This is a genomic window from Francisella philomiragia (genome assembly GCF_018135955.1).
Classification (GTDB): domain Bacteria; phylum Pseudomonadota; class Gammaproteobacteria; order Francisellales; family Francisellaceae; genus Francisella; species Francisella philomiragia.
In genome coordinates this window covers 1,771,612-1,783,345 of record NZ_CP063138.1, presented here as the reverse complement: position 1 = coordinate 1,783,345, position 11,734 = coordinate 1,771,612, and the positions used below count along the sequence as shown (strand labels likewise).

The following is an 11,734-nucleotide window of genomic DNA, read 5'->3' as shown; positions in this document are numbered from 1 at the left end:
AAATTAGATTATCTATCCAATATAATAGGCTTAGCACTCTCGCTAGGGAATAGTTTTTGTAATAATAGTAATGCTATTAAATACCCTGGTATGGAAATAATACCTCCTAGTGTGAAAAGCATTGAGTAACCAATATTCGCAGCTAAGAAACCACTAAGTGACATTCCTAGTATATAGATTAGAAGTTCAGCACATACTAAAACTGTAAAGTCAGTGCCTGCTTGATCTTTTGAGCTAAATTTCATGAATATAGTATATAGAACTATCATCTCCATAAGTCGAGAAGCCATATTTAATAATACAATTCCAAAGATAAATATTTGATTATCAATGCCATAAAAACTTATAAATCCTAGAGAGAAATAGCAAAAGCCTCTGATTAATGCCAATATTGTTAAAAGAATAGTTTCTTTATAAAAGTTAAAGAGATAACTAATAACAGCTGCACCACAAACACCTATTAATGCGCTACCAGTTCCCATAACTATGCCTATCGTTGTTAGCGGAATATGAGAATCTACCAAAAATGATGATTGCATTCCCATAACCAAACCTTCACAGGCTCTGTAGCTCAAACACATAAGTAACAATATTCTGGTTTCTTTTCTACTAAAGAAAGACTTTAGAGATGGTATGTGGTGCCGGTATTCTTCGTTTTGATGATTTTCATTTATAAGAAACATATAGGCACAAATGCATAAACTTATCAAAGTCATATATAGAGTAATTTGATGCCAGCCTAAAATTTTGTATAGCGCAATTAGAGATGCTCCACCAATCATGCTACCTAGAGTAGTGCCAATTACTCTACAAAAGTTGCTCCACTGTAAGCTTTTAGCTTTTGTTTGTTCTATTGAAAATCCATCAATTGCTATATCTTGAGTTGCTGCAATGGAGGACAATAAAAACGCAAATAAGAAAATATAGTTGCTATAGTCTTTTGGAGTGTAAATAGAGAATATTAAAAATAGACTTATGGTCAAAAATTGCATTACAATAAACCAGCTTTTTCTTCGGCCTATTTTTTTGATATATAACCTATCTACATAAGGAGCCCATAGGAATTTGATAACCCATGGTAATAGTAAGATACTAAAAAGGCCTATTTTTTCTAAAGAGACTCCTTCAGAACGTAGAATCGTTGGTAATCCAAAAGTACAGAAATATAGTGATATAGCTTGTGCTAAATAAAGAATGGTTATATCAAGTTGTTTTTTCATATCAAGTTATCTTCTATTAGAATTTGTTGAGCTTTTTCCCATGCTGAGCATGTATTACCAACAGCAATACAGCTAAAGGGCATACCCTTAGCCATTGCTGGAGCATTAATCTTTCTGATCATAATAGGATCATTTGTGACACGAATCATACCTAGGCACCATTTAGCAAGTTCAGGTTTAGACTCTTTAAACCATTTTGCTTGTTTTAATCGTGCTTTATGCTCAAACTGATACTGTTCAGAAAAAGTACTAATTACTAAGAATTTTTGTTGTTTCTTTAGTATTTGAGAACATTTATCTAACCAGCTAAGTACATCTTTATAGCTTGGGGAGCTACCAAAATGCATTTTAACTATTGGCCATTTTGAAATATCGCAGTCTATCATAATGTTTCACCTTCTATAAAAGAGCTCTTTGAACAACTAAATAGATATGCTTGTTTTTCAGGTAAGGCTATCTCACCATGATTTGAATATCCGATTTTAGGAGCGATTTTTTGAAAAGGGATCACTCTAACATCAGGTTCAAAGATAACTTTGTTAGCACCAAGCATATCAAAGCAATATTTGCTAAGAGCTTCTACAAGTAATTTAGAATATCCTTTGCCTATAGCTTCTTCAGGGCCAATTAGCAGGTGCCATCCATATTCATTATCATCAGTGGAAAAATAATTAGCGATACGATCAGTCTGAGTGTTATAAATTTCAGCATAGGCGATTTCTGAATTATCTATCGATAATATAAGTAATTTTTGGTTAGGCTTTGAAAGCATATTGCAAAAATGTTTTTTTAGCTCTGACTTTGATTTATTCAGGCTCCAGAATTTTGCTACGTGAGGTTTATTCATCCATGAGTGAATAATATCTAAATCATGTTCTAAGTCAAATGCTCTAAAAGATACTCTATTATGCTTGAATAAATATTTATCTACATTTCTAGTGCTTTGGGCAAGATAAAGAGGATTATCAAGTTGACCTGTAGATATTACCTTAGGTCTTGCTGAATAATCACTATATCCAACTTCAAAAATTCTTAGCCTATTCAGACATAGTTTTGTAAAAGTTGGTTTATATAGATCAAAACGTTCAAAACGAGATTTTAACTCAGGATTGCTTGTCTGATATTTTTGTATACATTCATCTAATTTTTGATAGAAGTAAAGTTCGGGGTAGTTTAGTTTGTCTGCTAGTATTGAAGAGATATATCTATAGTGAACAACAAATAATCCTGTATGAATAAATTGCAGAAGATAATCATCTTCAACTTGAGGAATGGCGTTTTTTACCTGTTGTGGAAGCGATCTTAGTTCAGCAACAGGATTTTTGCATATATTTATATCATCGACAAAATCTTTCATAGCCAGACCAACAGGGAGATTGTCCTCTATAATTAATATGCTATTTTCTCCATGAGGAGAGAAAACCATGCCATATTTGTATAAGAAATGTAGTAGAGCAGGGACAGTATTTTCAAAAAACATTTCTAGCCATTTATCAATATCTAAAGATGATTCTTTGATCATTTCACAAATGATACTTTTATCATTAGCATCAACATAAGTTAAAGCAGCCATTGTTATAGCCTGTTCAGTACTTTTAAGTTTAGTGTGAATACTTTCTCTCCAGATTGCACCTAACTGCTCTGTAAAGTAGTATGGTACCTGAGGAACTTCTGACTGATAAGGATGATGGCAGTAGGCACTAGCTAACTCTCCTAGAAGAATAAAATTACATTTAGCTAAAAACTCATCTTTTTGGACTATATTTTTAACCCATTGTGTAAGCATTGGGGCATTAATTGTTTGATCTTTGGGTAGGCCTCTATAAACCGCGGTATTTAGTATATTTAGAGGTAGCTTTATACTGTGTTTTTCAGGATGAGAAATATTAGACATAGTTCTTATTGATTGCATAGCTAAGTATTGATCGGTAGACTTACCAAGAAATATAATATCTTTATCAGCTATATATTTCGTGAACTGTTGCATTACAGCATTTTTCCACTGCCATGGATGAACAGGTAAAATATAAAAATCACTAGGCTTTTTACCGTTCATCTTTATAGTTTTATTGAAACTGAGTAAGGTTTCTGAGTTAATTTCTTTATTAGTAATTTGTAGATAATCAGTACTTGCTATAGATGAAAAAGTTACTAAATCTTTGTTTACGGCAATCCACACTAAATTGATGATTTTTTGCATTTCTGGAGCGTAGTTTGCATAGTCTGATGCATTAAAGCCAATGCGACCCTTATTAATCACAAACCAGGGGTGACCAGTCATGTTTCCTTCTATGTAGGCATATGGAAGTTTGTAGATGTCCTTTGCTGAGATATTGTCTTTTTGTAAGATAGCGATATCTGCAAATATCGTATTATTTAGCTCTTTTATGAGGTGTGCCGTTGTGACAGAGTCAATATTTGTTATAGGTAGTGTATCAATGATAAGTCTTATAGCATCATCAGCAGGTTTTGTACTATTACTCTCATGTCTTGTTACAGAATCCTTTTCAATAGTTAAATTACCGTATATTCTTTGTACAGCCTTAAATTTGTAATATAGGTTGGAGTTTATTTCTAAAGTATATACTTCTTGATCTATATCTTTTTGTAGTGGCTTAAAAATTCCTTCATAACTAAATTCTGAAATTATCTTTTCCAATAGTCTTGTGCTAGCTATCTTGTAGTAGTTTATTTCCTTTTTCATATAAATAGTCTCCTGTAATTTATGCGACTTTAATATTTGCTCTTTGTGTTAAGTATTTTCTTGGAACACCAAATGTTGAGAAAATCGTTCGAGAAGATACTTTGTATATCTCTTTGTTGAGAAGAGTATTTACTATCACAGCATTTCTATAACCCCCTAATCCTAAATCAGGAGTACCTACACCATGAGAGTTGATCTCAGCATTTTGGACAAAAATGTTTAAAGACGTATTTTGCGTGATTATTTTATAATCACGAGATATTTTGAGATTATTGCTATCATCTCGTTGAATTAGTGTTTCTATATTTTTGAGGGCATTATTTATATTTGCTTTATATCCGGTTGCTGCAATAACTCTATCTGTTGCGATTGAGAACTCTTGATTTTGCTGACTATGATAAAAAGAGCAGAGAAGTTTATCTTGTGAGTTATCAATATTTAGGCATTCACAGTTTGCAATCAATTCAGCATTGTTTTTATTTTCTATAGATTGTTCATAAAGGACATCATAGATATCTGATATTGTTTCAGCACTAATTCCTTTATAGAGTAAATCTTGTTCACTTAGAAGTTTAGGCTTTTCTAAATTAGGTAGGTTATAAAAATACTCAATATAATCAGGTGAGAAGTGTTCTAGACCAAGTTTAGAGTACTCCATTGGGAAAAAGCCTTTACTTCTAGTTAGCCAGCTAATTTTTGTAGAATCATCTTTTGACTTCATCAAATCTAAAAATATCTCTCCAGCACTTTGACCAGAACCTATCAGCGTTATGTGCTGATCTTTTAGAGCTAGATCTTTTATATTCAGATATTCACTACTATGGTGAATGTTCGCTTTATTCTTAAGTTTACTTGGCAAATATGCAGATGTACCTAACCCAAGTACAATGTTCTTTGTTAAGTATTGTTGCTCTAGATTATCTTTATCTTTTACTGTGATGCACCAAGTCTCGTTCAGGGAATCTATCTGATGCTCTATATTTATAACTTCATAGCCAAATTTACAAGAATTACACTTTTGTGATACCCATAAGCAATAGTCGTTATATTCTTGTCTAGGTATAAAGAAATTTTCTTTGAAGTAAAATTTATACATACGGTTTTTTTGATGTAAGTAATTTAGAAAAGTAAACTCACTAGTTGGATCAGCCATAGTTACTAAGTCAGCTAAGAATGGTACTTGTAATGTTGTCCAGTTCATCATCAACCCAGGGTGCCAAGAGAAATTATCTTTTTTATCAAAGAAAAGGCAGTTGATAGGTTTATCGTTTAATAATGCCGCTAGTCCAAGATTAAAAGGACCAATTCCTATGCCAATAATGTCATAGATTTTCATATAACCTCCTTAAAAGGATTATTTGTATTTACATAAATAGATTGATTAGTTAAAGGAGCCTGTAGTTCATCAAGCCCACAAAGTCTTGTGCGTAGATTAGCCTTTAGAGGTAATTGATCTATATTTAGAATCTTTTTGATAAATTTATCGCAGGTTTTATACTTTTCTAGGAAGCTTTCTAAGAAATCTATAGTTATTTTTATTAAATCTTGTTCGCTAATATAGCCAGTATTTGTAACGGCTTCTATTACAGAAAAAAGTTGATTCACAACGAAATAGTAGCAAAAATGATGATCTATAAAGTCCTCAGATTCTTCACATAGACTACTGATATTTCCAAAACTAGCTTTTTTGAGTTCTGGATGGTCTTTTATATAATAATATCCTTGGCTATCACGATAGTAGCTTTCAACTGGTAGTCCATGCTCTAGTTTGACTAGCAAGTTCTGTTGATGAGCTTCTAGAGCAATACCATATTTTGAGTACAGCCATAGTATAGGGGTAATAGCCACTGTTAAGTAAGTCTCAAACCAATAGATAGTAGCTTCATAAGTAGAGATATTATTGTGTACGCTGAAGTACTGAATTAATGAGCCAATACGCGTAGCTTCATTAAATGGGTTGGGTTCAGTTAGACTTGCAATACATGCAATATCATCTTGAGGATTAAAGTTGGCATTGCGTATAATGCAGATACTCGGATCAAAAACCTTATTATTAACTTTTATTGCACAATAAGCAGGATCTGTAATTAGCTTAAAGAATGGGAACTCATTATTTAAGATAGTCTGTAAATGATTTGTATATAGTTTATGAACCGTCAAACTTCTGTTACATTCTTTGGCCAAATTCGTTCTTACTGAATTTGTTATGGCGATATTTAGCGAGAATTTCAGCATAATGTTGGCTTGTGGAGAGTACACAGTTCTAACAGAGGTTGTTGGATAAAACCAAGGGCCTGTTATGCCAATATCTATTATCTTTTTTTGAGCTTTATACTTTTGGATTTCATCATGTTTTGCCAAGTATTTTGCTTGCCAAGGATGTACAGCAAATAATTGGTAATCTTTATCAGATTTATAGTATATACTCTCATGTTTTAGGAAGTCTGAAAAAATCTCATCTGTATTTTTTTCAAGTAATGATTGTGATTCTAAAATATCTTTACTTATATACATATAATAAAGCTGAAATTTGCCATTTGTTTCTGGAGAGTATTGTACGAACTCTTCCTTAGAAAAGCCTTCTCTACTCTTAGGATCTGGTTGTAATCGATGACCTCTTATTAAGTTTTGCTCATTTGTGATAAATGAGTTTTCATATCCAAAGGCATCATCAATTTTGTGTTTTCTGTAATGTAATATCTGAGCAATATTTGTTGCGGAGTTGGTTATCCTCTCTAATAACTCATCGAAGGCGATTACATTAGAGCTTTCTAACTCCTTGCTAATTAAAAATACAGCCTCAAGAGGATCGAGCTTTATTTTTTCATCTTGTTTTACTAAATAGCATGGTAACTCCCATATTGGTGATTTCAATATTGGAGAAATTTTTACATTAGTTTCAAAACTAGAATCTATAGATTTCAAAAAGATATTAAACCTATAACCACCATCATTGTTTCGGGATAATTCATAATTGTTAAACTCACGGTAGTAACAATTTAAAAAATTTTTTAGAGTTATTCTATTTGCGTACTTATTCATTGTTGGCTTGCCTCTATTTGATTTTTGACTAAGTTGCCATAGTGTTTTATTTGCTTGAGACAGGCACTTATCAGTTCTGATGTTATCATTGGATTAACTAAGGTGATTTTTAAGTAAATATTCTTATTTATTTTTGTCTGAGCTATAGCAAATTTGCCACTATGAAATATAAGCTTATGAATCTCTCTATTAATCAAATTTAGAGTGTTAGAATTCAAATTTTTATCATAATACCTAAAAACAATTGTATTTAGATGATTGTTTAAGTGTTGTTGCTCTTCAAAGGCTAGTTGTAGGCTATTATCTTCTTCTATAGTTGTAATTGTTATATTTGTAATCTCAATAATATGATCAATCCATTTTGCAAATAATTCAGTACCACTATTTTGCAATGAGATAAATATCTTTAAAGCATCAAACCTACGAGTTGTTTGTATCGATTTATCTACTAAATTTATACTATCAAAGCCATCTTCATCAGGGTTTAAGTAATCAGCATGGTAGCTCAGAAGCTTGAATGCTTGTCTATCTTTACAGAAAAAAGCCCCACAACTTACAGGTTGGAAAAATAGCTTATGAAAATCAATAGTTACAGAATCAACAAGTTCAAGACCTACTAGTCGATCTTTGTGTTTATTTGAAAGTATTAGAGCTCCACCAACAGCGGCATCTGCATGAAGCCAGATGTTATGTTTATTTGCTATTTCTGCTATTGACTTGATATTATCAATACAGCCAAAGTCAGTATCTCCAATAGTTGTAACTATACATATCGGAATTAAGTCTTGTACTTTCAGAGAGTCTATTCTTGAGGCTAAATTTTTAACATCTAATTTAAGATTCTCATCTGTTTTTATTAGTTCGATTGAGTTTTTACCTAGTCCCAATATTGATAGAGATTTGTGCACAGAGAAGTGCGTTTTTTCTGTGCATAAGATACGAAATTTGTTAGCAATATTTGGCAAACCTAAATCTGCTATTTTATGATTTAGAACATTTTCACAATAATGATCTCTTGCTAAAAGTAGTCCCATTAGGTTTGATTGAGTTCCACCACTTGTAAATATACCATCTGAGCATGGATTATCTTTGTAAATTAAAGAGCTAAACCAGTTAATAACAGCTTGTTCAATATATGTGGCAATAGGGCTTTGATCCCATGAATCCATAGATTGATTTAGAGCTGAGATAAATATTTCAGCAACTAATGAGGGTAACATTACAGGGCAATGTAAATGAGCCATGGAAGTTGGAGAATTAACATTCAGCGAATGTTTAAAAAACTCGCTAAGCTGATTCTGAATTATACTCTCTAACTTTTTAGGTTCTTTATCTATCTTATATTGAGCAGTTAATCCTCCTAGTTGCCTTGCCTCTTGCCCACTAAAAATGTTAGAGTTCTTTAAGTTAGCTGTGATTATTTCTAACGTATCTTTTATACTTTGTTTATATGCATTAGTACTTTCTATAGAGCTGTTTAGAAAGTAGTTATCAAGATTTAGACTCATATATTCTCCTTAATCGAGTCTTCTAATATTTGAACTACTTCATTGATTTGTTCAATAGTTATTGTTAAAGGAGGTAATAGTCTAATAGTTCCTCCAAAGCGACCTCCTAACTCAACTATCAATCCCATATCAAAACAAGTTTTTTTGATTGCTAGAGCTTTTTTTCCATCAGCAGGTAAGCTACCGATTGAGTCCGGCTTTGAAGATATATCAACTATTTCCATACCAATCATCAAGCCCGAACCGCGAACATCACCAATAATGTTATATTTGTTTTTTAGGCTATGGAGTTTGTCGAGTAGATAATTACCTTTTTTACTTACTTGTTCTAGGAAGTCAGTATTGTTTACTCTTTTTAGAACAACGCTTCCTGCAACCATTGCAAGCACGTTACCACGAAATGTTCCTGTATGAGCACCAGGCTTCCAAGTATCTAAATAACTTTTGTATAGTATTACAGATATTGGCAATCCTCCACCAAGTGCTTTAGATAGAACAATTACATCTGGATCAATACCAGCTTTTTCAAAAGCATATAAGTATCCCGTTCTGCCAATACCACACTGAACTTCATCAACAATTAGAGGTATATCTAGCTCTTTAGTTAGCTCTCTTATTGCCTTTAACCATTTTACAGGAGCTGGGATTACACCTCCTTCACCTTGGACGGGTTCCAGTATGATTGCGGCTGGTTTTTTTATACCACTTTCAGGATCTTTTAATAAGCGAGAGATCATTTGAATATTTATGTCTATGCTTTGTTCATCTTTTAGACCAAAAGGGCAACGATATGAATAAGGATAAGGTAGGAAATGTACATAGGGAGTAAGTCCGGCAATATCTTGTTTTGGTTCTAAATTACCCATAAGAGAAAGTGTTCCATGAGTCATACCATGATAGGCACCATGAAAAGCAATTATATTTTCTCTACCTGTTGCCGTTTTGCATAGTTTGATTGCTGCTTCAACTGCATCAGAACCACTTGGGCTACAAAATTGAACTTTTGTTTTGCCATGATAAGACTGGGGTAGAGTATTTAGTAGCTCTTCCATAAAGCTATGTTTTTCTTCTGTAAGTAAGTCTAATGTATGTATCGGAACCCCTTTGTTTAGAGTTTGTGATATGGCATTTGTAATTTCAGGATCATTGTGTCCAAGAGCAATAGTTCCAGCTCCTGCTAGGCAATCTATATATTTTTTATTCTCAATGTCTGTTAAATAAACACCTTGAGCTTTTTTTATAACTAAAGGATTTTTTCTAGGATAGCTTCTAGCATTAGACTCCCAAGTTGCTTGATTTTCTAACATCGTTTGTTGTGATTGTAAATTCATATTTTATCTCTGCTGTTTATTTATTGATAATGATTATCATTTACATTATATTTAAATGCAACATGAATCAGCAAAAAAATTATGAAAAAACAAATCAGTGTAGCAAAATTTGGTGGAACTAGTGTCGCAACTATCGCAGCTATATATAAATGCGTTGACATAGTCAAAAACAATAAAGATATAAAAGTTGTTGTTGTCAGTGCGCAAGCTGGAGTTACTAATTTATTAGAGAAGCTTATAAAAAGTGATATTTATGGCTATAAAAAAATATTTAAAGACCTTCATCTTATCATAGATCCTATTGTTGAATCTGTTCTGCCAGCAGAGAGTTCTAATGTAGAGAGCCTATTTAGTGAGCTCGAGGAGTTTTGTCAGAGACTATATATAAGTCAAATAAGTCAAATAAGTCAAGAATTAGATTTACGATTACAATCACAGATCTTATCTTTTGGAGAGAGGGTTTCAGCATATATTTTTAATCATGTTTTGAGGGAGCAAGGCATAAATTGTGAGCATATAGATGCTCGAAAAATTATTAAAGCCGATGGTGGTTATATTGAGGCTAAGCCTTTATTAGAAAACATAAAAAATCAGGCGAGGAAATATCTTTCTGATTCGGAAAAGATATATGTCATGGGCGGCTTTATTGGTTCAAATTTAGATAATGAAACAATATTGTTAGGCCGAGGAGGGAGTGATTATTCAGCTGCATTGATTGCTGAGGCTATAAATGCAAATATGCTGTATATTTGGACAGATGTTGCGGGTATACATCAAGCTGATCCAAGATTGATACCTAAATCTCGAGTAATAAGACAGATAAATTTTGAAGAGGCTATTGAACTGATAAGCTTTGGTGCAAAGGTTTTACATCCTGATACACTTTGGCCTGTAATAAGATGTGGAACAAAAGTATTTGTCGGGTCAACATTTGATCCTAATAAAGGAGGAACTTATATTGTAGATAATCAAGAGTTAGTTAATAGAGATGGAGTGAGAGCTATTACAGAAAAGCATGAACAAATTCTGATGAAAATAAAACTTCAAGATAGAGATATATCAGATGTGGCTCCTGATATTTTTTCTCTGCTAAAAAAATATGGAGTAACGCCAGTTATAGTTAGTTTGAGTGACAAAGAATTCTCATTTGTTATTAATAGACTTGATAAATTTATAGAAAATTCTGTAATTAGTGATTTAACTGTCTTACATCTTGATTGTTTTGAATTTGAGCGTAATTTATCTTTAACCGCCTTAATTGGAAATGGTTTAGATAAGATACCTCAGTTGTTTAAGGACCTTTCGGATAGGCTGGGCATCTCAAGTAGTAAGTTAGTTGGTTATGGAGCTAAAGGTAATAGCTTATATTTTCTAACAGAGAGCGATAATACTCTCTTGCAAAGAGTGTATGATGAAATTTTCAAAAATTAGAAGTCACTTTTTTAAGCAAGATTTACATTTAATATATATATTTAGACTGTGGTCAACCATTTCAGCTCCAAGAGATTCAACTATTTTTTTCTGCATGGCTTCGATTTCTTCACTATAAAATTCTTGTATTTTGTTACATGAGACACAGATAATATGATCGTGGTGATCTCCTTGGTTTAGCTCATACATAACTTGATCAGAGTCTAGCTTAAGTCGGCTTATTATTCCTGCTGATTCAAACTGATTAAGCACTCTATAAACTGTAGCTATGCCTGTACTACTTCCTTGAGATTTAAGCTTAGAAAAAACATCATCAGGACTAAGATGTCTGTCTTTATTTTCTTCAAAAAGTTTAAGTATTTCAACTCGTGGTTGAGTAATCTTAAAGCCATATTGTTTTAGATCAAAGTTATTTGAGTTCATCTTATGTTGTTTATAAATTTTTTATAAAATTCTAATATTAAAGATTATGTGAAAAGCTTGACTAAGTAAAGCCTT

At 32.4% G+C, this 11,734-nt stretch carries 9 protein-coding genes; 1 reads left to right on the top strand and 8 read right to left on the bottom strand.

Annotation, left to right across the window (positions count from 1 at the left end):
- Positions 1 to 8 precede the first annotated feature (8 nt).
- The 7 genes from IMS64_RS08680 to IMS64_RS08650 are packed head-to-tail and all read right to left on the bottom strand — an operon-like array spanning position 9 to position 9,805.
- Entirely contained in the window at positions 9 to 1,220 is a 1,212-nt protein-coding gene (locus IMS64_RS08680; RefSeq protein WP_211490444.1) for an MFS transporter, read from the bottom strand.
- Positions 1,217 to 1,606 carry a hypothetical protein gene (locus IMS64_RS08675; RefSeq protein WP_042524137.1) on the bottom strand — a complete coding sequence of 130 codons (390 nt, stop codon included), beginning with the start codon at positions 1,604 to 1,606 and terminating at the stop codon, positions 1,217 to 1,219. The genes IMS64_RS08680 and IMS64_RS08675 overlap by 4 nt, the downstream gene beginning before the upstream one ends.
- The gene (locus tag IMS64_RS08670) at positions 1,603 to 3,924 is read right to left on the bottom strand and encodes a GNAT family N-acetyltransferase (RefSeq protein ID WP_211490443.1); all 2,322 of its coding nucleotides are present in this window, start codon (positions 3,922 to 3,924) and stop codon (positions 1,603 to 1,605) included. Before IMS64_RS08670 ends, IMS64_RS08675 begins: the two co-directional genes overlap by 4 nt.
- A gap of 19 nt (positions 3,925 to 3,943) precedes the next feature.
- Positions 3,944 to 5,260, bottom strand: a complete 1,317-nt coding sequence (locus IMS64_RS08665; RefSeq protein ID WP_211490442.1) for a lysine N(6)-hydroxylase/L-ornithine N(5)-oxygenase family protein — start codon at positions 5,258 to 5,260, stop codon at positions 3,944 to 3,946.
- The gene (locus IMS64_RS08660; protein ID WP_211490441.1) at positions 5,257 to 6,966 is read right to left on the bottom strand and encodes an IucA/IucC family protein; all 1,710 of its coding nucleotides are present in this window, start codon (positions 6,964 to 6,966) and stop codon (positions 5,257 to 5,259) included. The genes IMS64_RS08665 and IMS64_RS08660 overlap by 4 nt, the downstream gene beginning before the upstream one ends.
- Positions 6,963 to 8,474 carry a pyridoxal phosphate-dependent decarboxylase family protein gene (locus IMS64_RS08655; protein ID WP_211490440.1) on the bottom strand — a complete coding sequence of 504 codons (1,512 nt, stop codon included), beginning with the start codon at positions 8,472 to 8,474 and terminating at the stop codon, positions 6,963 to 6,965. The genes IMS64_RS08660 and IMS64_RS08655 overlap by 4 nt, the downstream gene beginning before the upstream one ends.
- Positions 8,471 to 9,805 carry a diaminobutyrate--2-oxoglutarate transaminase family protein gene (locus IMS64_RS08650; RefSeq protein ID WP_004286947.1) on the bottom strand — a complete coding sequence of 445 codons (1,335 nt, stop codon included), beginning with the start codon at positions 9,803 to 9,805 and terminating at the stop codon, positions 8,471 to 8,473. Before IMS64_RS08650 ends, IMS64_RS08655 begins: the two co-directional genes overlap by 4 nt.
- 81 nt (positions 9,806 to 9,886) lie before the next feature.
- On the opposite strand from IMS64_RS08650, the gene IMS64_RS08645 reads away from it, so the two are divergent.
- Positions 9,887 to 11,236, top strand: a complete 1,350-nt coding sequence (locus IMS64_RS08645) for an aspartate kinase (protein ID WP_211490439.1) — start codon at positions 9,887 to 9,889, stop codon at positions 11,234 to 11,236.
- Between the two features lie 3 nt (positions 11,237 to 11,239).
- Here the strand turns inward: IMS64_RS08645 and IMS64_RS08640 are convergent, their stop codons facing one another.
- Complete coding sequence (locus tag IMS64_RS08640) at positions 11,240 to 11,659, bottom strand: Fur family transcriptional regulator (RefSeq protein WP_012280340.1); 420 nt, start codon at positions 11,657 to 11,659, stop codon at positions 11,240 to 11,242.
- Between the last annotated feature and the right edge of the window lie 75 nt (positions 11,660 to 11,734).

Coding starts and splice junctions, on each gene's coding strand:
- IMS64_RS08680 (WP_211490444.1), bottom strand. CDS start 1,220: ATGAAAAAACAACTTGATATAACCATTCTTTATTTAGCACAAGCTATA.
- IMS64_RS08675 (WP_042524137.1), bottom strand. CDS start 1,606: ATGATAGACTGCGATATTTCAAAATGGCCAATAGTTAAAATGCATTTT.
- IMS64_RS08670 (WP_211490443.1), bottom strand. CDS start 3,924: ATGAAAAAGGAAATAAACTACTACAAGATAGCTAGCACAAGACTATTG.
- IMS64_RS08665 (WP_211490442.1), bottom strand. CDS start 5,260: ATGAAAATCTATGACATTATTGGCATAGGAATTGGTCCTTTTAATCTT.
- IMS64_RS08660 (WP_211490441.1), bottom strand. CDS start 6,966: ATGAATAAGTACGCAAATAGAATAACTCTAAAAAATTTTTTAAATTGT.
- IMS64_RS08655 (WP_211490440.1), bottom strand. CDS start 8,474: ATGAGTCTAAATCTTGATAACTACTTTCTAAACAGCTCTATAGAAAGT.
- IMS64_RS08650 (WP_004286947.1), bottom strand. CDS start 9,805: ATGAATTTACAATCACAACAAACGATGTTAGAAAATCAAGCAACTTGG.
- IMS64_RS08645 (WP_211490439.1), top strand. CDS start 9,887: ATGAAAAAACAAATCAGTGTAGCAAAATTTGGTGGAACTAGTGTCGCA.
- IMS64_RS08640 (WP_012280340.1), bottom strand. CDS start 11,659: ATGAACTCAAATAACTTTGATCTAAAACAATATGGCTTTAAGATTACT.